This is a genomic window from Gibbsiella greigii, from assembly GCF_039540155.1.
Classification (GTDB): domain Bacteria; phylum Pseudomonadota; class Gammaproteobacteria; order Enterobacterales; family Enterobacteriaceae; genus Gibbsiella; species Gibbsiella quercinecans.
Genome location: NZ_BAABEM010000045.1, coordinates 34,117 through 53,731, shown reverse-complemented (window position 1 = coordinate 53,731; position 19,615 = coordinate 34,117). Strand labels below are relative to the sequence as shown.

Annotated in this window: 17 protein-coding genes; 4 read left to right on the top strand and 13 right to left on the bottom strand. The window is 57.8% G+C overall.

Annotation, left to right across the window (positions count from 1 at the left end):
- Position 1: 1 nt before the first annotated feature.
- Positions 2-1,279, bottom strand: a complete 1,278-nt coding sequence (locus tag AC559G_RS19350; protein ID WP_498914016.1) for an SGNH/GDSL hydrolase family protein — start codon at positions 1,277-1,279, stop codon at positions 2-4.
- Positions 1,280-1,359: 80 nt separating this feature from the next.
- Between AC559G_RS19350 and AC559G_RS19345 the strand changes: the two genes are divergently transcribed.
- Positions 1,360-2,298 carry a LysR family transcriptional regulator gene (locus AC559G_RS19345; RefSeq protein ID WP_498914014.1) on the top strand — a complete coding sequence of 313 codons (939 nt, stop codon included), beginning with the start codon at positions 1,360-1,362 and terminating at the stop codon, positions 2,296-2,298.
- 64 nt (positions 2,299-2,362) lie between these two features.
- Here AC559G_RS19345 and AC559G_RS19340 read toward each other — a convergent pair whose 3' ends face one another.
- Positions 2,363-3,055 (bottom strand): N-acetylmannosamine-6-phosphate 2-epimerase, encoded by a 693-nt coding sequence (locus AC559G_RS19340; protein ID WP_498914012.1) that lies wholly within the window; start codon positions 3,053-3,055, stop codon positions 2,363-2,365.
- Positions 3,052-4,614 (bottom strand): PTS sugar transporter subunit IIBC, encoded by a 1,563-nt coding sequence (locus AC559G_RS19335; RefSeq protein WP_498914011.1) that lies wholly within the window; start codon positions 4,612-4,614, stop codon positions 3,052-3,054. The genes AC559G_RS19340 and AC559G_RS19335 overlap by 4 nt, the downstream gene beginning before the upstream one ends.
- A 110-nt stretch (positions 4,615-4,724) precedes the next feature.
- Here AC559G_RS19335 and AC559G_RS19330 point away from each other — a divergent pair, with 110 nt between their 5' ends.
- Positions 4,725-5,552, top strand: a complete 828-nt coding sequence (locus tag AC559G_RS19330; protein ID WP_498914009.1) for a MurR/RpiR family transcriptional regulator — start codon at positions 4,725-4,727, stop codon at positions 5,550-5,552.
- 50 nt (positions 5,553-5,602) lie between these two features.
- On the opposite strand, the gene AC559G_RS19325 is transcribed toward AC559G_RS19330, so the two are convergent.
- From AC559G_RS19325 to AC559G_RS19280, 10 genes are all read right to left on the bottom strand, one after another.
- A complete protein-coding gene (locus tag AC559G_RS19325) occupies positions 5,603-6,460 on the bottom strand; it encodes an aldo/keto reductase family oxidoreductase (protein WP_121555466.1) in 858 nt (285 codons plus the stop codon).
- A 127-nt stretch (positions 6,461-6,587) separates the two neighbouring features.
- Entirely contained in the window at positions 6,588-7,961 is a 1,374-nt protein-coding gene (locus AC559G_RS19320; RefSeq protein WP_498914007.1) for a carbohydrate porin, read from the bottom strand.
- Between the two features lie 353 nt (positions 7,962-8,314).
- Positions 8,315-9,493 carry an acetyl-CoA C-acetyltransferase gene (locus AC559G_RS19315; protein ID WP_498914005.1) on the bottom strand — a complete coding sequence of 393 codons (1,179 nt, stop codon included), beginning with the start codon at positions 9,491-9,493 and terminating at the stop codon, positions 8,315-8,317.
- Between the two features lie 2 nt (positions 9,494-9,495).
- Complete coding sequence (locus tag AC559G_RS19310; protein WP_498914004.1) at positions 9,496-10,821, bottom strand: MFS transporter; 1,326 nt, start codon at positions 10,819-10,821, stop codon at positions 9,496-9,498.
- 50 nt (positions 10,822-10,871) lie between these two features.
- Positions 10,872-11,516 (bottom strand): sugar phosphate isomerase family, encoded by a 645-nt coding sequence (locus AC559G_RS19305; RefSeq protein ID WP_498914002.1) that lies wholly within the window; start codon positions 11,514-11,516, stop codon positions 10,872-10,874.
- Positions 11,513-12,178: a sugar phosphate isomerase family gene (locus AC559G_RS19300; protein WP_498914000.1), complete on the bottom strand. Its 666-nt coding sequence runs from the start codon at positions 12,176-12,178 to the stop codon at positions 11,513-11,515. Before AC559G_RS19300 ends, AC559G_RS19305 begins: the two co-directional genes overlap by 4 nt.
- A gap of 3 nt (positions 12,179-12,181) precedes the next feature.
- Entirely contained in the window at positions 12,182-13,354 is a 1,173-nt protein-coding gene (locus tag AC559G_RS19295; protein WP_498913997.1) for a thiolase family protein, read from the bottom strand.
- A gap of 99 nt (positions 13,355-13,453) precedes the next feature.
- Complete coding sequence (locus tag AC559G_RS19290; RefSeq protein ID WP_498913995.1) at positions 13,454-14,299, bottom strand: beta-keto acid cleavage family enzyme; 846 nt, start codon at positions 14,297-14,299, stop codon at positions 13,454-13,456.
- Between the two features lie 284 nt (positions 14,300-14,583).
- Positions 14,584-15,579, bottom strand: coding sequence for an enoyl-CoA hydratase/isomerase family protein (locus AC559G_RS19285; protein WP_095847657.1), 996 nt, complete (start codon positions 15,577-15,579; stop codon positions 14,584-14,586).
- Between the two features lie 391 nt (positions 15,580-15,970).
- The gene (locus AC559G_RS19280; protein ID WP_498913993.1) at positions 15,971-16,873 is read right to left on the bottom strand and encodes a LysR family transcriptional regulator; all 903 of its coding nucleotides are present in this window, start codon (positions 16,871-16,873) and stop codon (positions 15,971-15,973) included.
- Between the two features lie 382 nt (positions 16,874-17,255).
- Here AC559G_RS19280 and AC559G_RS19275 point away from each other — a divergent pair, with 382 nt between their 5' ends.
- Entirely contained in the window at positions 17,256-17,804 is a 549-nt protein-coding gene (locus tag AC559G_RS19275) for a PNPOx family protein (protein ID WP_498913992.1), read from the top strand.
- A gap of 156 nt (positions 17,805-17,960) precedes the next feature.
- A complete protein-coding gene (locus AC559G_RS19270) occupies positions 17,961-19,511 on the top strand; it encodes an FAD-dependent oxidoreductase (RefSeq protein ID WP_498913990.1) in 1,551 nt (516 codons plus the stop codon).
- The last annotated feature ends 104 nt before the right edge of the window (positions 19,512-19,615 follow it).

Genomic DNA, 19,615 nt, shown 5'->3' with positions numbered 1-19,615 from the left:
GTTAGTGCTCCTGTGGGGTGGCCGGCAGTTTGAGATCCGGTAACAAAGCCTGTAGATCGACGGCCGCGGCCAGCGCGCGGTTGCCCTCATCACCCGGGTGTAGGCGATCGCCGGAATCGAAACGGGCCGCCAAGCGGGCGCAGTGCGCGTCATCGCGCAGGATGGCATCGGCGTCGATCACCGCATCGAACGCGCCGCTGTGGCGTATCCAGTCATTCACCTGCCGGCGCAGGGCGTCCTTGGCTGGCTGGTAGTAATCCTCCAACGGCGTGCCGGGCAATGCGCCCTCGAACGGCGTCAGCGTGGCGCCGATGACGCGCACGCCATGGCTGTGCGCCTGCACAATCAGTTGGCGGTAGCCCGCGGTTAACGCGGCCAGCGTGGGGGGCGCGCTTGCCGGCGCGAATGCCGTTCCCGGCCAGGCAATATCATTGATCCCCAGCATCACAATGGCACTTTGCACGCCCGGCTGCGCCAGCACATCACGCTCCCAGCGCGCCAGCGCATTGACGCCCATGCCGTCGGATAACAAACGCCCGCCGGAAATACCGGCGTTGAGCACGGCAACGCCATGCGGCGCCAGGCGGGCGGCCAGGAAATCGGGCCAGCGCGCGTTGTTATCCAGGCTGGCGGCGGCGCCGTCGGTGATCGAATCGCCAATAACCGCCACCGCGCGCGCCGCTGCGGGCGCCTCGACCTGCACCCCGGCCAGCAGCAGTCGCGTCGTCGTGGTTTCCCCGCCGGACAGCGCCGGCGCCATCACCCGTTCGCCCGGCACTATCCAGCCGGTCTGGCGGCCATCCCAGTGGAAGGTGCTGATGGGGGTAGCCGCCGGCAGGTACAGACTCACCGCCACCTGCCCCAAGGCGGGCACCGGTAGCGCGATCGGATCGCTAAGCAGCACGGAGCCGGGCGGGATCACCGCCGCCGCCTGGCCGCCGAAGGTAATGGTACGCAGGCTCTCAACGTGCACAGCCCCGTCGGGTGCCGGCTGGGCGGCTGTCGCCTGGCCCAAAAAAAGCGGCTGGCGGCCGTAGGCGTTGGACAAGACGATGCGTATCCGTGGCCCGCCCAAACTGACGCGCACCACCTGGCGCACGGTATGATCGTGCAGTTGCGCGGGCGCATTGCGCGGAAATAAAAAATCCGCAGCCCAAACGGGCTGGGGGCTGGCGCTCCAACTGGCCACCCAATGGGAAGCGGATGCCGCCGCGCCTCCTGCGCTGAATACACTGGCTAACAGCATGCCTGCCGATAGGGTTTTGGTGTTTTTCATCATGGTGATCTCAATGGCAATGTGTCGCTAAAGGGTGAACCTAACGGCGAAAGTGGACTAGACTGCCTTCAGGAAAAACATTTATGAACTGGATTCACAAGGAGACCGCGATGGCCCGGCTGGAAATCAACCGTTCCGGTGAACTGGACGTTTTTGTGCAGGTTATTGAACAGGGTGGGTTTTCTGCCGCTGCGCGCGCCTGTGGGATGACGCCCTCCGCCGTAAGCAAGCTGATCACTCGCCTGGAACGCCGGTTGGGCACCCGGCTGTTGAACCGCTCGACCCGCCAGCTCCAGCTCACGCCGGAAGGCTGCACCTTTTACGAGCGCGGCGTGCGCATCCTGGCCGATCTGACTGAAGCGGAACGTTGCGCCAGCGCCCAATCGACGCCGCGCGGGCGGCTGCGGGTGAATGCCAATGTGCCGTTCGGCCACCATTTTCTGTTGCCGCTGGCGCCGGAATTTCTCGCCCGCTACCCCGACGTGGCGTTAGATATCGTACTGACCGATGAGGTCATTGATATTCTGGAACAGCGCACCGACGTGGCCGTGCGCGCCGGCCCGCTCAAAGACTCCAGCCTGGTGGCACGCAAACTCGGCCAGACGCGCATGATGATCGTCGGCGCGCCGGATTATCTGGCGCGCAACGGCATGCCGACCACGCCGGATGAATTGGCGCATCACAACCTGCTGGGCGCCAACTATGTGCGCGCCCAACCCGGCTGGCCACTGCGTTATCAGGGGGAGGACATCACCGTGCCGATCGGCGGCAATGCGCAGGCCAGCGACGGCGAAGCGCTGCACCGCCTGGCGCTTTGCGGCCTGGGCCTGGCGCGTCTGGCGGCGTTTCAGGTGCGCGAAGACATCGCCGCCGGCCGGCTGCTACCGGTGCTTGAGGCGTGCAACCCCGGCGATATCGAAGAAATCCACGCGGTGTTCGTCGGCCAGGGGGGCTACCTTCCGCTGCGGGTGCGCGCTTTGCTGGATTTCCTCGTTGAGCGGGTCAAGATCGGCGTGGAGTAGCCCGGTTGGCAGGAGAGAAATGGGCGGCGCTGTTGGCATGGCGTAAACACGCCATGCCCGCCCTTCATGCCGGCAGCGCGGCCACAAAACGCGCGGTGATCTGCTGCGGGCGAGTAATGGCGCCCCCGACCACCACCGCATGGGCGCCCAACTGCAGGCAGCGCGCCATCATCGCCGGCGTGGTGATATTCCCTTCGGCGATCACCGGCCTGGCGACCGCCGCCAGCACCTGCTGAAGAAACGCGAAATCATCCATCGGCAGGCTGCGGCCCTGCGTTTCCGCGGTATAGCCATGCAGCGTCGTGCCGATGCAGTCAAACCCCAGCGCGTCGGCGGCGCGCGCTTCTTCCAGCGTGGCGATATCCGCCATCAGCAGCAGTTGCGGATAGCGGCGGCGGATTTCGCAGACCAGTTCCGGCAGCGAAACGCCGCCCGGGCGTGGGCGTGCCGTGGCGTCCAGCGCGATCATCGCCGGCCCCGCGGCCATTAACTCTTCCACTTCTTGCAGCGTGGCGGTGATGAAGACGGCGCTGTCGGGGTAATCGCGTTTTATGATGCCGATGACCGGCAGCGCCACCGCCGCCATAATCGCTTTGATATCGGCCACGCTATTGGCGCGGATCGCCGCGGCGCCGCCTTGCTGGGCCGCCAGCGCCATGCGGCTCATAATAAAATCACTGTGCAGGGGTTCATCGGCTAACGCCTGGCAAGAGACAACCAATTTCCTTTTGATGGTTTCCAACATCGTCCGGCTCATAGTGCCAATCTCTCCTCAATTTCATTTTTGATCACGGTAACCTGCGGGCCATAGATCACCTGAATACCCTTGCCATGGCTGACCACGGCCCGCGCGCCGGTCTTTTTCAGTAGCGCTTCGTCGACCAAAGCGCCGTCTTTCACCGTCACGCGCAGCCGGGTGGCGCAGCAGTCCAGTTCATCAATGTTGTGCTGGCCGCCCAACGCGGCGATCGCCAGTTCAGCGCGCGAACCGGCCGCCGCAGCCGGCACATCGGCGGCCAACGTTTCCTGCTCGCGCCCCGGCGTTTTCAAATCGAAGCGGGTGATCAGGAAACGGAACGAAAAATAGTAAAGGAAGAACCAAGGCACCCCGACCAACGGAACCCTGAGCCAATGCGTTTTGGCTTCGCCCTGCAGGACGCCGAACAGAATAAAATCAATAAAACCGCCCGAGAACGTCTGGCCGATGGTGATGTTGAGCATATGCGCCAGCATGAACGCCAGGCCGTCGAAGAAAGCGTGCAATACGTACAGTAGCGGCGCGACAAACAAGAAGGCGAATTCGATCGGCTCGGTGATGCCGGTCAGGAAAGAGGTAAGCGCCGCAGACAGCAGCAGGCCGCCAACGCGTTTTTTGTTCTCCGGCCTGGCGGTGTGATACATCGCCAGGCACGCGCCGACCAGGCCAAACATCATGGTGATGAAGCGGCCCGACATAAAGCGCGAGGTGCCGGAATAGAAATGGCGGGTGGCGGGATCGGCCAGTTGCGCGAAGAAGATCCGTTGCGTGCCTTCCACCAGTTGGCCGTTAATCATTTCGCTGCCGCCCAGGGCGGTGGTCCAGAACGGCAGGTAGAAAATGTGGTGCAGCCCCAATGGCCCCAGCATGCGCAGGATAAAGCCGTACAAGAAGGTGCCGATATAACCGGTTTGCTCCACCAGGCCGCCCAGCCCAAAGATGACTTTCTGGACATGCGGCCACACCACCACCATCACGCCGCCCAGGGCAATCCCCGCCAGCGAACAGACGATCGGCACAAAGCGTGAGCCGCCGAAAAAACCCAGAAACTGCGGCAGGTTGATCTTGTTATAGCGTTGATGCAGCCAGGCGCACACCAGGCCCACCACCACGCCGCCAAACACGCCGGTTTCCAGCGTTTGGATCCCCAGCGTCATGCCCTGCCCCACCGCGCCGGGATTACTGACTGCCAGCTTGCCGCTCAGCGTCAGCAAGCTATTGATGGTGGCGTTCATCACCAGAAAGGCCAGCAGCGCGGCCAGGCCGGCGGTGCCCTTATCGCTGCGCGCCAGCCCCACCGCCACGCCGACCGCAAACAGCACCGCCAGGTTGGCAAAGACGACGGCGCCGGCGCTGCTCATCACCGAGAAAATGCCCTGTAGCCAGGGGATATCGAGGAAGGGATAAGCGGTGACGGTATTGGGGTTCGACAGCGCGCCGCCGATCCCGAGGAGTAACCCGGCCGCCGGTAACACCGCGATCGGCAACATAAACGACTTGCCGAAGCGTTGCGCTTTTTCAAACCAGGGACTGTTGCCACTGCTGCGAAATATCGACATGAAAATTTTCCTCACCGACGTAGCCATTAGTGATAATTTTTATCACAGCAATCAGAAAAGGAAACAATTATCATCATAGGATTTGATTATGATCGCAGGGCGAGGACGGGATGAACGAGAAAGAGAATGTGCTGCTGCACCTGAAACAGGATCTGCCAAGCCTTAGCCCGGCATTACAGAAGTTGGGCAGCTACGTTATTTCGCAGGCGGAGCGGGTGCTCTACCAGACCATCACCGAGCTGGCGCGGGAAAGCCAAACCAGTGAAGCCACCATCACCCGCCTGTGCCGCCTTCTGGGCTGCAAAGGGTACACCGAATTCAAGATGGCGCTGGCGTTCGACATTCAGCAAACGGCACCAGCCATCGCCAGCGGCCGGGATGATATCGACACCCTGATCGATGAATGCGCCCAATCCCTGCGCGACACCGGCAGGCTGACCAAACGTGAGGATCTGGATAGCGCCGCCGCGCTCGTCCATCAGGCGCGCCACATTCAGATCTTCGGCGTGGCGGCCAGCGCCACGGTCGGCGATTACCTGCACTATAAACTGATGCGCCTGGGCATCCCTGCGCAGGCGTTTACCGATAGCCATTCGGCGGCGATGAACTGCGTCAGCCTGGGCGCGGAAGACGTGACGTTCGCCATCTCCAGCTCCGGCTCTACCCGCGATGTGCTTTACGTGGTTGAGCAGGCCCGCAAACGGGGCAGCAAGATCATTGTGCTGAGCAACACCTCGCGCAGCCCGCTGGCCAACCTGGCCGACGTGCTGCTCGTGGCGGCCAAACCGGAAGGCCCGTTCACCGCCGGAGCATTGAATTCGAAGGTGGGCGTGATGCTGCTGGTGGAAATGCTGATCATGGCGCTGTTGAAGTGCGATCCGTGCTATGCGCAGCGCAGCCAGGAAACGGCGAGCGTGACGCTGCCGATGCTGCTGTAACGCGCCTGCGCCGCAAAAACGATGGGCAGCGCTGCGGCTGCCCTACCGCCTTACGCTTCCAGTTGGCTGATATCCGCCGGCGATAACTGCACCTGCGCCGCCGCCAGATTTTCTTGCAGATGGCCCAGCGATGAGGTACCGGGGATCAGCAGAATATTCGGCGAGCGCTGCAGCAACCAGGCCAGCGCTACCTGCATCGGCGTGGCGCCCAGCCTGCTGGCCACGTCGTCCAGCGCCGCAGATTGCAGGGGCGAAAAACCGCCCAGCGGGAAATACGGCACCAGCGGAATACCCTGCGCAGCCAGAGAATCAAGCAGGCTATCGTCCTGACGGTGGGCCAGGTTGTAGTGGTTCTGCACACAGGCCACCGGCGTGATTTTCTGCGCATCGGCAACCTGCCTGGCCGTAACGTGGCTCAGGCCGATATGGCGGATCAGGCCACGCGCCTTCAGCTCCGCCAACACGGTTAAGGGTTCTTCCAGCGGGCCTTCGGCGGGCTGATGCGGATCAAACATGCTGCGCAGGTTGACGACATCCAGCACGTCCAGCCCCAAATGGCGCAGGTTATCTTCCACCGCCTGGGTGAGCTCTTTCGGCGAAAAGGCCGGCAGCCAGTTGCCTTTATCATCCCGCCGCGCGCCCACCTTGGTGACGATGCACAGATCGTCCGCGTAGGGATGGAGCGCTTCTTTGATCAGCTTGTTGGTGACGTGGGGGCCGTAAAAATCGGACGTATCGATATGGTTAACGCCGGCGGCCACGGCTTCGCGCAGCACGCGAATGCACATTTGCGGATCCTTGGGCGGGCCGAACACCCCAGGCCCAGCCAGTTGCATTGCGCCATAGCCGATGCGTTTCACCTGCCGATCGCCCAGTTGATAACTGCCGGACGCATGAATGTTAGACATTGTGGCTCTCCTGTTCGGGGTTTGTTTCTTTGTACGGGCGTTGACCTGTACGACTATACGCCCAAACAGAGATAGGCGAGAAATAAAGCCAACGCAGCGACAGCCCCGTTGGCCGGGTTTACCGCGATTACAGGCCGAGCAGTTTTTCCAACATTACATTCGCCTGCAGCCAGAAGGTGTAGCCATTTTCAGGTTTGACGCTGGTGGCGGCGTACTGCCAGTTCGTGTTGTTCCAGACGCGGGAACCCGTCATGGTCAGATTGATCTCCGGCGTCAGCATGAACGATGCGTCGATGCTCAACTGGTATTCATTGCGCGGCACTCGCCAGCCGGCCCCGCCCAGGGAATCGTAGGTATCCTGCAAGTAGCGCTGTTCTCGCCCGGTCAGGCGGCCGTAGCGGAACGTCAGGCCATAGCTGTCATGGGGGCGGCTGCGCCAGGGGCCAGACCAGATCACCCCGGCATCAGCCAGCGTCGCGACGCCCGTGTAAGCATCCGACTGCAAGGTTTGCGTAATGCTGCCGTGCAGGCTCACGGCGCTGGGGGCATCATCCTGCGGGTTGGCGCCGCCGTCGCTTCGCCATACGGCTTTTTTAGCCGTCAAATAAACCCCTGAAACGCCTTTATGCGTGCGTACCGCGGCGATGCCGTCATAAACTTTCGAGGTGCCGTTCACCGTGTAATAGGCATCGTCAAAGGTCAGATCGTTATAGAACGCCAGCATTTCCCAGTTGAATGGATAGGCTTCCTGCTGCCAGTTCACGCGGCGTGCAATATTGGCGACCATCAAGGTACTGCCTGAACCATAATCATCGTCCCACCGTTCCCAACCGTTGGTGAACGGAAAAGCCTGATAGGTGCGCCAGGCGCCGAGGGTGGATTCCAGCAGCGGTGTGAAATGATAACTTGCGCGCATGCCCCAGCCGGCATAGGGCGCAGGCCCGAACACCGCGGTTTTATTCAATACCGTATTCACACAGGACGATTGCACATTGCAGTTAGTGAAACCGACAAACTGACCGGGGTTGCTCTTGCCAAGCTCAATCGACAGCCGGTCGTTAAACAGCTTCTGCTCATAACCAAAACGCAGTAAATGCGCGACCTTAGGGATGTAAGGCGGCGGATCGCCGGCCAGTATACCGCCCGCGCCGTCGCCCAGGCTGATGTTATTTTTGAAAGGCACCCACAGTTGCATGAAATGAACGCTGCCGCCGGGAATCAGCCCCATGTGATCCAGATCGAAATCCGCACCGGCGAAAAATAGAGTATAAGCCGACTGTTCACCGGTGCGGGTTCCCGCACTGGGGTTCCCCAGCCAAAGCTGCGATACCATGATATGGGGAGTGACGCCGTGCTCTTTCAGCCATGTTCCCGCATCGGACAACGGCCGGTCGGCACTTTCCACATCCGCAGCGGCGGCGCCATTCGTCAGCATCAGGGCGCACGCAATCGCGCCAGAGCACAGCATTCTCTGCCATATATTACGAGGTGTTATTTTCATATCGCTATCCCATCACGATGGGACGGAAATGCGCGGTCATCAACGACCAAAAACAGCAAAGTAAATCTTTAACTCTTATTTTTAAGCCTGGTTGGATAAATACCAACAGGCCGCGAATAAGATTATTAAAACTTTATTTCGGTCCAGAGAAATACAGTAATGACGTTCAAGCGGCAATAATTTATACGGCATACCCTGCAACTCGAATTGTTTTAGGTATACAGCCGGATATTATGCATTATCACTGCTTTATTTCCGTCTCTAATCAATATTAATACGGTTCGTTTTACCTATACCGTACATTGTTGTTTCCGCTATTACGGCGTATTTTTCTTTTCACCTTCTCGCCAAGATCAAACGCGCTCAACGATCATCGCCACGCCTTGCCCGCCGCCGACACACAGCGTCGCCAGCCCCAGCGTTTTGTCTTTGGCCGCCAGCGTGTGCAGCAGCGTGACCAGGATGCGGGCCCCTGAAGCACCGATCGGGTGCCCTAATGCGATAGCGCCGCCGTTAACATTGGTTTTTTCCATATCCAGCTTCAATTCACGGGCAACGGCGATGAATTGGGCGGCGAAGGCTTCATTCGCCTCGATCAGATCGAGATCCGGCACGGTCAGCCCCGCACGGCTTAGCGCCAGGCGGGTAGCGGGCAAAGGCCCCAACCCCATCAACGCAGGATCGACACCGCTGGTTGCGTAACCGCGAATACGGGCCAGCGGGCGAATGCCCAGGCTTTTCGCCCGCTCCTCACTCATCACCAGCAGCGCCGCCGCGCCGTCGTTGATACCCGAGGCGTTGCCTGCGGTAACCGTTCCCTCCGGCTCGAACGCCGGTTTCAGTTTTGTCAGGTTCGCCAACGTCGTATCGCTCTTGGGGTGTTCATCCACCATAAACTGGCTGTTCCCCTGCTTGGTACGCACGGTCACCGGGACAATCTCCGCCTGGAAGGCGCCACGTTCAATCGCCGCCGCCGCCCGCTGCTGCGATAACAGCGCAAACGCATCCTGCTCCTGGCGGCTGACGCCGCAGCGCCGCGCCACGTTTTCCGCCGTGATGCCCATGTGGTAGTGATTGATCGCGCAGGACAGCCCATCGTTGACCACGCTATCACTCACGGGATAATCGCCCATGCGATACCCCCAACGCGCTTTATTAAGCAGATAAGGCGCCGCCGACATATTCTCCATACCGCCCGCCAACACCACCCCGGCAGCGCCGGCGGCGATACTTTGCGCAGCGGCGATCACGCTTTGCAGCCCGGAACCGCACACCATATTGAGGCTGGTTGCCGGCTTGTCTTCCGGCAGGCCGGCCTGCAACATCGCCTGGCGCGCCGGGTTTTGGCCCAACCCTGCCTGCAGCACATTACCGAAAAGCACTTCATCAACGGCTGAGGGAGCGATAGCCGCCCGCTCGATCGCCGTTTTCATCACCAGCGCCCCCAGTTGCGGAGCGCTGACCGTAGTCAGGCTGCCGCCGAATTTACCGATAGCGGTGCGCACGGCACTCACAATCACCAACGATTTCATATTTACCTCGAGTCATCTGCGGTCATGCCGGTACTGACCGGCGTCACATCAATCAACCAAAATAACAACAGCGTTATCGCGCCCACCCCTGCCAGCAGCAGATAAGCGCCGGCATAGCCCCCCAGATAAGTCAGGCCGAAGGCCAACAGGCTAAACGCGGAACAGCGCACCACCGACTGGATCGGGTGGATAATGCCGAGGGCCCGCACATAGATGCGGCGGGGAAACTTGGCGGCGATCAGCGCGGTGCTCAGGTTGGTCGCCCCCGGCATCGCCAGACCGATCATCACCAAAGAGATCCACAGCGTGACGGCGTGGTGGGCAAGCATGTTGATCACTATCGCCAGCATCCACCATAGGGTGTAGAACAGCAGCGAACGCCGGACGCCAAAGCGCTGGTTGCACCAGCCCCAGCCATAGGCCGCGGGTAAACCACACAGCGCCGATAGGGTCATATAAAAGATGGCCGTGCTCTGGGCATAGCCCATGCCCACCAGCCGGGGCACGATCTGGCTGGTCACCCCGACCAGCATGATGTAGAGGCCGCCGGTCGCGATCCCCATAAACCACACGTCCCGCATGCGCAGCAGTTGCCCAATGCTCAAGGGGAACCTGTCGCCGTCATGCTGGCGGTGCCGTTCGGTTTGTTCCTCGTCGGAAAGCCGGCCGTTATCAGGCGCAAGCCCTATATCCTCAGGCCGGTTGGCGATAAAACGTTGCGCCAGGACGGCCACGATGAACATCATCGCCGAAATGCCCCAGAAACCGTCACGGACGCCCAGCCAGAGAAAAAGGCCGGCCAACGTCGGCACAAAGAACGCGCTGGATAGCGTCTGCCCGATGGTGCACCACCCCAGCGCCAGCCCCTGCTTACGCACGAACCAATTGGCCATGATCGCCGTACCGCCGACATAGGCGAAGCCGGTACCAAAGAAGCAAACACCGGCGAATAGCAGCGTGAAACCGATAAAAGATCCGCAATATCCCAGCAGGCCATAACAGAGGCCACAGGCTATCAGGCAGAAGATGACGTTGAATTTGGCCCCTTTCTTTTCACTCAACCACGCGCATAGCGGGCCGGCGAGGATCGAGGACCAGGATGCCGGCGTCGCCAGCGCAAGCAGCACACTGTAGTCCAGGCCAAAGTTGCGCGCCAAAGCGGGCAACATGACGTTCAGACCGTGAGTCACCGCACCGGCGGCAATCCAAAACAACACGCCCTGGAACACAATGACGCGCCAGCCGTGCGCACCAAAGTGATTCCCACGGTGCGCAACGTTGGGGCCATTTTCGGCGGTCTGCGCCCTATTATTTTCCTGCGCAATCATAGCGTTGTTGTCCTTAAACCGATGCGATAGCGCGCCATTCGCACACCGTGTCAGGCCGACATCACCTTCGGCGATACGGGAACGATCAGGCGGGGCTCCACCTGGCTCTGGATGTCGTCCGGCGTCAGCCCTTCCAGCAGTTCAACCAACACCAGCCCATCGGGCGTGACGTCGATAACGCACTGTTCGGTAACGATATGATCCACGCAGCGGCGCCCGGTCAGCGGATAGCTACAGGCGTTGACCACCTTCGGCTTACCGTCTTTGGTGCACAGTTCCATGGTGACGATCACCTTGCGGGCGCCGCTGACCAAATCCATCGCGCCCCCCATCCCGAACACCCGGCCGGGCTGGGCCCAGTTGGCCAAATCGCCATTTACCGCCACTTGCAGCCCGCCCAGCACCGTCGCCGCCAACTTGCCGGAACGCACTAACGCAAAAGATTCCGCACTGTCGAACGCACTGGCACCGGGTACCGGGATAAAACGCAGAGCGGTGGCGTTGGAAAAGCCTTCCACCGCCAACACGCCGTCCACCAGCGGCCCCATCCCCACCAGGCCGTTTTCGGTGTGGAACATCACCCCTGGCGGGGCATAGTCGCTGCACAGGCTGGGAATGCCGATGCCGAGGTTGATGACGTCGCCGTCGGTGAAGTACTCCGCCGCGCGGCGGGCGATTCTGTTACGTGGGTTCATAGCCGTTCCCCCTGAAGCTTCAGGATCTTGTTCACGTAGACGCCGGGCGTGATGATGCTATCGACGCCCAGTTCGCCCACGTCTACCTGGATATCGGCGTCGACCAGCGTCAGGTTGGCCGCCTTGGCCACCAGCGGGTTAAAATTGCGCATCGTGCCGCGATAGGTCAGGTTGCCCAACGGGTCGGCGGTGCGGGCGCGCACCAGGCCGATGTCTGCCCGCAGCGGTGTTTCCAGCAGCCACTCTTCGCCATCCACCTCAATGTGCTGTTTGCCCTTATCGACCACCGTACTCAACCCCGTTTTCGTCAACACGCCGCCCAGCCCGGAACCGCCGCAGCGCATGCGCTCCGCCAGGCTACCTTGCGGCACCAACTCCAGCGCGATTTTGCCGGCCGCCACCAGCGCCACGGTTTCGGTGTTGCGGCCGATATGCGAAGCGATCAGCTTGTCGACCAGCCCGTGATGGATCAGGCGCCCAATCGTCAGGTTGGCGTCGCCGCTGTCGTTCGAAATCAGGGTAAAATGCCGCGCCCCGCTGGCAATGACGCAATCGATGAGCCGATTCGGCACGCCGTGATTGGCGAAACCGCCGCACATCAGCGTCTGCCCGTCTTTAAACAGCGCGATAATCTCTTCGGGTAGTGCAAATTTACTCGCCATGGTTTATTCCCTCGTCAGCAGTACCGCCACGCCCTGACCACCGCCGACGCAGAAGGTGATAACGGCATTGTCCAGATGGCGGCGGCGCATGTCGTACACCGCTTTCGCGGCCAGAATCGCGCCGGTGCCGGCCAATGGATGACCCATGGCGATGGCGCCCCCGTTTGGGTTGACCCGATCGGGATCCATACCGATTTCCAACATGCAAGCCAGCGATTGCGCGGCAAAGGCTTCATTCAACTCCCACAGATCGATATCGTTCACCGACAACCCGGTCTGCTGCAGGAGCTTGGCGGTAGCGGGCACCGGCCCAAGCCCCATGTAGTTGGGATCGACGCCGGCGGCGGCATAGCCGCGAAATACGCCCAGGATTTCCCGGCCCGTTCGCTCCGCCAGGCCGCGCTCCATCACCACCAGAGCGCCGGCGCCGTCGCTCATCGGCGAACTGTTGCCCGCCGTGACCACCCCGTCGGGGCGGAAACTGGGGCGCAGCGTGGCCAGCGTCTCCAGCGAGCAATCGGGGCGCACCGACTCGTCGCGACTGACCCCAGTCGCCCGCCCTTTTCTGTCCATAACGGTCACGGGCACAATCTGTTCGTCATAGCACCCGGCCTGCCAGGCAGCGCTTGCCCGCTGGTGACTCCGTAGCGCAAACGCGTCCAGTTGCCGGCGGCTGAAATCGTATTTCTCGGCAATGTTCTCCGCGGTGATCCCCATCGGCGGGTTACCCAGGCTGTCCGGCGCTGTATGAATGTCCACGAAGCGTGGCGGCTGCACGGCATAGGCCGTGTCGGTTTTTTCCAGCATCCAGGTACGGCGCGAATCGCTCTCTACGCCGCCGGCAACGATCACATCGGCAAAGCCCGCCATAATCTGGATAGCCCCGTAGGCCAACGCGTTGAGCGACGCCGCGCACTGACGATCGAGCGTGATGCCGGGAACCGTGATGGGCAGGCCCGCCTCTAACGCCACCATGCGCCCCATGTTGTTAATCTCGTGATTCATCAGATTGGCGAAAATCACGTCGTCGATACTTTCGGCGGCAATGCCAGCGCGGCGCACCGCTTCTTTGACGGCCAGGGCACCCAGGATGTGCGCAGGCACCGGCGCCAATACACTGCGGCATCGGCCGATGGGCGTGCGCGCCGCAGCAACAATAACGGCTTCTCTCATCATTTTTTCCTTAACGTCTCGGCATGCTCATAGGCCTGTTGATATCAGCGCGCTCACGCGGAGATGGCCGTTGCGCCTGCCGACGACAGTGTTTAACGCGCATTAAACGGTTAGCGGCGCAATGCCCAGAATCTCTCTGGCGATAGCCGGCGTGGCCACCCGTTTACCGAATAGCTGCACGACTTGCGCCGCACGTTCCACCAATTGAGGATTGCTCGCCTTGATGCCCTTGCTGAAATAGACGTTATCCTCCAGCCCCACGCGCACGTGGCCGCCCAGCGCCAACGCGGCAAACAGTATCGGCAGGTGCGATTTGCCCACGCCGAAGGCCGACCAGGTGGAACCGGCGGGGATCTGCCGGGTAAGATAAAGCAGGTTTTCCACCGTGGCGGGCATGCCCCCCGGGATACCGAGGCAGAACTGATAGTGAAGCGGCGTGTTCAGCACCCCCTGTTCAGCAAAATAGTGGGCAACCCCCAGCATGCCACTGTCGAAAATCTCCACCTCAGGTTTGATGCCGCGTTCCTGCAGAATTGCGGCCAGGCGCCCCAGGAACTGTGGGCTGTTGACGAACACCCCGCCGGGCATCCAGTTGAACGAGCCGGCATCCCAGGAGGCGATTTCGATACCGTTCAGCGTCGAGACGTGCGCCATGCGCTGTTCATCGCTGGCCCGGTGGTCGCCGGATGTGGTGCAATTGATGATGACGTCGCAGTCCGGGTATTCCCGTAACAAGCGGATAGTTTCGGCAAAGCGTTCACGGTCCATCGTGCCCAGGCAGTGTTCATCGCGCATATGCAGATGAACCACCGCCGCCCCTTGCTGCCAGCACCGGTAGGCATCGGCAGCAATTTCCTCCGGTGTGAGCGGAATATATTCGTTAATCTCTTTCGGCGTTACCGCGCCGGTCAGGGCAGCAGAAATAATGACGTCGTTTCCGGTTTTCATGAAACACTCCCGCTTACTGTCGTTGTTATTTTTTAAACGACATGTTTTATTAAATAAAACGCGCATTTTGCAATCATGGGGAAATAAAGGTTTTATTCTTGCACCGCCCCACCTACATTAATTATTAAATATCGGAAAAAACGGTGCGCAATAAACAACCGACATTTAACCAGCCGCAGGTTAGCTTCCGGTGAACGAACGCCGCCACCCCATATGCAATGTGAAATATGGCGAGTATAAGCCGGTTATTTTAATTATGCCGTTACCAAACTGGCCGCAGAGTGTTATTTTATTTCGTCTTCTGCCTGCCCACCGCCGATGCGCGGGCGCACCACCTGGCCATTTTTCTCTGCGGCTTTAACCAGCTCCGCTTCTTCTTTGGCCCATTGCCAGTAATTAACTTCATGAGGCGAGTGTTCGGTGGCGGTGACGTACATCTCCGCAGCGAAGGCATTACGCAGTTCGTTGGCGATGTCTTCCTTCCAGGCTTTGCGCAACTGCTGGGTGGTAATACGACGGGTGACGCGGGTGCCGGTGCGCATAATCAGCTCGGCGATCTCCCAGGCGCGATCATAGCAAGCTTCGGTGTCGGCGCAGATTTCGTTGACCATACCCAGCGCCAACGCCTTGCGCGCGGTAATAATCTCGCCGGTCAGTTCCGCATAGGCATATCTCTTGCGCCCCATCAACTCACGCCAGGCAATCCCAATGCCATCGCCCGGCACCATATTTACGCGGAAATGCATCTCGGTGGTCCAGGCATCTTCCGTGCAAAGGGTAATATCATTAAACAACACCAGATCGGTGTGAAAAGCCGCGCCGTTCCATACGCCGATAGTGGGCACTTGAATATCAAACACCTGGCCTTCAATGTCCCTGGTGCCATCGTAATACTGATAGTCGTACATCTTCCAGGCTTCTTCCGGGGCGGAATTAAATTCGGTTGCCGGTTGCCACTGGCCTTGATCATCAATCCGGCCAATCCCTTTCATAAAGTCTTGCCCGGTGCCGCCAAGGATAATTACTTCGTTATCCGGATCTCTTCCCGCCCAGTTAAAGAAATAATGCAACCCCTGATGGGCCGGCGCGCCCCATTGCAAACTATCGCCATTGGTATGCAAACGGGCTTCCAGGATGCCGTTCTTTCTTTTCATGGTAAAGCAATGCTTCAGTCTTTCCGAGTATTCTTCGAAAGGCATATGAGGAATCGTCCCCAATTCCTTATGCGACATTTCTTTACGTTTATCATGATCGGATTCATAGTTGGCTTTAATTACCATGAATAACTCCTTAATAAATCACTATGAGGGTGAGTAACGTCTAATATCCCTTACGACAGCCGCTCGCATTCGCCGCAGAATGTCGTATTAGCAACAGTGGCAAGAATTTTTAGCCACCTGGCGACGACTCAGAACGTAGCACCACCTAAAAGTTGGGAGAAATTCTTTTTTATCTTTATGGCTATGTCATTTTCACATAACCAAGAAAAATCAACGTGAGAATATTTTATAGCGATTGAAAAACAAGCATAAAATAAAACACCTCATATTAAATCGGGCAGCCTTTCCCCAACCAGGCAACAGCAACGACAATTAATTATTGTGAGTTAAATCACATAGAATTATCCGCGCCGAGGAGATGGCCTGTCTCTTCGGCGGGCCGGCGAACACACTATCCGTGATTGGCATCTAAAAACTTTCTAAACTCTGTTAAAAAAATATTGATATCCGCATTGGTATTTTGATTATCCCAAACTAATTCCAGATTGAACCAGTAATCATCTTCGATGACCTCCAGCAACACACTGTTATCGCCGAGCAGGTACTGCCGATGCTTCGGCATCAGTAGCGCCACGTCTTTCCGGTATTCCAGATTAAAGCAGCAGGTTTTCAGGTTGGGATATTCTTTATCCAGCCTGTAGGCAATGTTGTAATGGTCGAGAAAGCGTGTGCTGAATTGCTCGAATAACGGGGATTCGCGATGGTCGACGCGGATAATAGGCCATTCACTGACCTCCCGCAGCGATACCTTGCCCCGTTTAGCCAAGGGGTGATGCCGGTTTACCGCCACGCACAGCGGATCGGTAAGAAACGGCAACGCACAAAAGCGGTTGTTTTCCAGAAAATTGGGGCGGATCAGGAACCCCAGATCGCAGGACTGTTCCTCCAGAAAACGCAGTGCCTCATCCAGCTCATTGTCGCGGCACTCTATTGCGATATCGGCATGATCCTGCTGAAACTGCATCAAAAAAGGCGTCAAAAAATCCTGTATGGCCTCACCTAACACCACGATCTTCAATTGCCGGTAGCCCTTGCCGGCAAAGGCATTGATGATCGACAACGAGCCTTCATACTGTTGGACGATTTTGCGCGCTTCCTCTAAAAACAGTTTACCGGCCGATGTCAGTACAACCTTATGTGTACTACGGATAAACAACACCACGCCTAACTTGTCTTCCAGCATTTTCATATGGCGGCTGAGTACAGGTTGCGTGACGTTCATCTTTTGCGCGGCCTGGCTAAAATTAAGCAAATTCGCTAGCTGCATAAATTCATACAGAAGTTGCATCTTCATAAATAACCTCATGATTATTAATCAATTCTAACATCACTCCCTGGAAGATTAATCACTTTGCTGCGGGATAACGCTATCTCAATACCATGCCCACCGCATTGGTTATGTCACGAGAACATGACGCGGTTCAGAAAAAAGCGGTAACAGCATATTCCAGAGTGAAGATAAAGGGCTGAATCATGATTCCGACATTATTGATTGATGCGGGAATAGGTTAACGATTTGCTATGCATTATTTACATATATTGAGAATAAAAAAAGAATTACCATTTCACATTTAATTCAGGTACAAGAAACCCAGTGCTAATTTCGAATGTAAAAACCGCGCCATCATAATTTGCAAAACAGATCACATTATTTTCAGCGTTATCAGGAGAATTCTATGACGAATAACAGGAAACCCGATACGGCAGCCATGGCTGAAATGCAGGCGGTATCGAAAAATGAGTTTTGTGATGCGATGTCACAAATTTGTGCTGCCGTGCATATCATCACGACGGCAGGCGTTGCGGGCAGAGGCGGCTTCACCGCCACCGCGGTATGCAGCCTTTCCGACTCCCCGCCATCGCTTTTGGTCTGTATGCGGCGGGAATCCGCCCAACATGACCTATTTAAGCGCAACGGCCACTTTTGCGTTAATGCGCTTTCCTATGCGCAAGCCAACCTGGCTGGCCTTTTTGCCGATAAAAACACAGAGATGGACAAGCGATACGCATCGGCCGACTGGCAAACATTACGCACCGGCAGCCCCGCGTTAAAAAATGCCCTGTTAAATGTTGACTGTGTGCTAGAAACCCTTCATGAAACCACGACACACAGTATATTCATTGGCCGTATAGTCGCCATTAAAAAATGGCAAAGTAGCCATTCACTGGTTTATTTTGACCGGGCCTATCGTTACGTAAAAAAGATTGACGCGGCGATCACTTAATCACCATTCATTAAATAGCATTACTGCAAACGTTATTCACAATAACTTTAACACTTCACAGACATTGACGTTTGCATAGCGATAATTGCTTAACATATTTATTTATCATTTCCGGTTAATCTCCGGCCAACCGATTAGTAAAGTTAAGAGGAAAAAATGATCAACTCATACAATAAATGGCAAGAGCCAGAAAACCATCTGCCTGTCCCTGGCTGGGAGACGCCGCCCCAGCCAATCCCCGATAATAAAATCGCACAAATTGTCGAAAGCGATGTTGTCATCATCGGTGCGGGCTGCGCCGGTTTGTTTGCCGCCCATTCAGCAGCGGAACACGGGTTGAAAGTCACCGTGATCGAAAAATTCGCTACCTTCTCTGCCCGCGGGATGGACAACGGCGCCGTCAATAGCAAGCTGCAGCTTCAATCCGGCAAAGAGATTGATGAAGACCTGATTTTTGCCGATCTCATCCGCTTCGCCAATAACAAAGTGCATCCTGAACTGTTGTCTATATGGGTACGCCAAAGCGGCCGGGTATTCGATCACTACATCGATCTGTGTGAAGCCAACGGCATGAAAATCGCCCTCGCCGATGCGTTTAGCGTTGCCAAACAGTATCCGGATCTTTACCGCCAATACCCGACGGCGCATATTTTTGCACGCGCGGACCAGAAGATCAGTACCGGGAATGAATACATTCCTACCCAGCAGGCATTTCTCGGCTTTATTGAGGATCAGTGTAAAAAACTGGGGGTTGCCTTCTATTACAACGTCGCCAGCGAACAGATCCTGCGTGAAGAAAATGGCCGGGTAAGCGGCGTAATCGGCCAAACACAGGATGGGCACTCTGTGAAATTCACGGCGGCCAAAGCCGTGATACTGGCCTGCGGCGGATACTCTGAAAACCAAGCGATGATCGATGCCTGGTGCCCAATCATCAATAAAGCCGAAATCAAAACCTATAATCCCCAGGGCGGCAATGCCGGCGAAGCGTTGGCTCAGGCTTTGTGGATAGGCGCCGGTCTGCAAAACTGGCCGCATCCGGTGATGCTGCATACCATCCCCGGTTTTCATGTTGATTTGATGTGCGGCAACCAATCGTTCATGCACGTTAACCAGTTTGGCAAACGGTTCCAAAGTGAATCTTTGCCTAACCAGTGCCTGGTCAATGGCCGCTTCCGCCAACCCAATCAGCTGGCGTGGGCGATTTTCGACGCCAGGTATGAGAGCGATCATCAAACGTTCCAAACCGGCTTTGACGGCCCGGTGACCGAACCGATTGACGTGTTGAACGCCCACGCCGACAAAGGCCGCCTCTACCGGGCCGATACGCTGGAAGCGCTGGCTCAACAGATAGGCGTGCCCGTGGATAACTTCGTCGCAACCTGCAAACGATACAGCGAAATGGCGCATAACGGTAAAGACGCCGACTTTAACAAAGAACCCTATCTGATGTTCCCCATCGAACAACCGCCCTATTACGCCGTGCCGATCCGCTCCCACCTGCTGGTAACGGTGGGGGGCCTTGATTGCGATCCCGATATGCAGGTGCTCGATATCCGCGGCAACAAGATCCCAGGGCTTTATGCGGCCGGCAATATACAGGGTAATTTTTTCGCCAACGAATACCCTCTCATGGCGCCAGGGTTGAGCCACGGCCGTGCCATCACATTGAGTTATGTGCTGGGCGAACAGTTGGCAAAACAATAAGCCATCCCCCCGGCCTCTGGGGGGTAAAACAACACGCATTGTGAACTGGCCCTATCCAACAACCGCGCCACATTTCTGATTAATGGCCGCGCGCGGGTACCAGG

Bases quoted from the DNA above. Each gene is read 5' to 3' on its own strand.
- AC559G_RS19335 (WP_498914011.1), bottom strand. From the start codon at position 4,614: ATGTCGATATTTCGCAGCAGTGGCAACAGTCCCTGGTTTGAAAAAGCG.
- AC559G_RS19275 (WP_498913992.1), top strand. From the start codon at position 17,256: ATGACGAATAACAGGAAACCCGATACGGCAGCCATGGCTGAAATGCAG.
- AC559G_RS19340 (WP_498914012.1), bottom strand. From the start codon at position 3,055: ATGAGCCGGACGATGTTGGAAACCATCAAAAGGAAATTGGTTGTCTCT.
- AC559G_RS19295 (WP_498913997.1), bottom strand. From the start codon at position 13,354: ATGATGAGAGAAGCCGTTATTGTTGCTGCGGCGCGCACGCCCATCGGC.
- AC559G_RS19305 (WP_498914002.1), bottom strand. From the start codon at position 11,516: ATGAACCCACGTAACAGAATCGCCCGCCGCGCGGCGGAGTACTTCACC.
- AC559G_RS19320 (WP_498914007.1), bottom strand. From the start codon at position 7,961: ATGAAAATAACACCTCGTAATATATGGCAGAGAATGCTGTGCTCTGGC.
- AC559G_RS19290 (WP_498913995.1), bottom strand. From the start codon at position 14,299: ATGAAAACCGGAAACGACGTCATTATTTCTGCTGCCCTGACCGGCGCG.
- AC559G_RS19330 (WP_498914009.1), top strand. From the start codon at position 4,725: ATGAACGAGAAAGAGAATGTGCTGCTGCACCTGAAACAGGATCTGCCA.
- AC559G_RS19300 (WP_498914000.1), bottom strand. From the start codon at position 12,178: ATGGCGAGTAAATTTGCACTACCCGAAGAGATTATCGCGCTGTTTAAA.
- AC559G_RS19350 (WP_498914016.1), bottom strand. From the start codon at position 1,279: ATGATGAAAAACACCAAAACCCTATCGGCAGGCATGCTGTTAGCCAGT.
- AC559G_RS19280 (WP_498913993.1), bottom strand. From the start codon at position 16,873: ATGAAGATGCAACTTCTGTATGAATTTATGCAGCTAGCGAATTTGCTT.
- AC559G_RS19315 (WP_498914005.1), bottom strand. From the start codon at position 9,493: ATGAAATCGTTGGTGATTGTGAGTGCCGTGCGCACCGCTATCGGTAAA.
- AC559G_RS19270 (WP_498913990.1), top strand. From the start codon at position 17,961: ATGATCAACTCATACAATAAATGGCAAGAGCCAGAAAACCATCTGCCT.
- AC559G_RS19345 (WP_498914014.1), top strand. From the start codon at position 1,360: ATGAACTGGATTCACAAGGAGACCGCGATGGCCCGGCTGGAAATCAAC.
- AC559G_RS19325 (WP_121555466.1), bottom strand. From the start codon at position 6,460: ATGTCTAACATTCATGCGTCCGGCAGTTATCAACTGGGCGATCGGCAG.
- AC559G_RS19310 (WP_498914004.1), bottom strand. From the start codon at position 10,821: ATGATTGCGCAGGAAAATAATAGGGCGCAGACCGCCGAAAATGGCCCC.
- AC559G_RS19285 (WP_095847657.1), bottom strand. From the start codon at position 15,579: ATGGTAATTAAAGCCAACTATGAATCCGATCATGATAAACGTAAAGAA.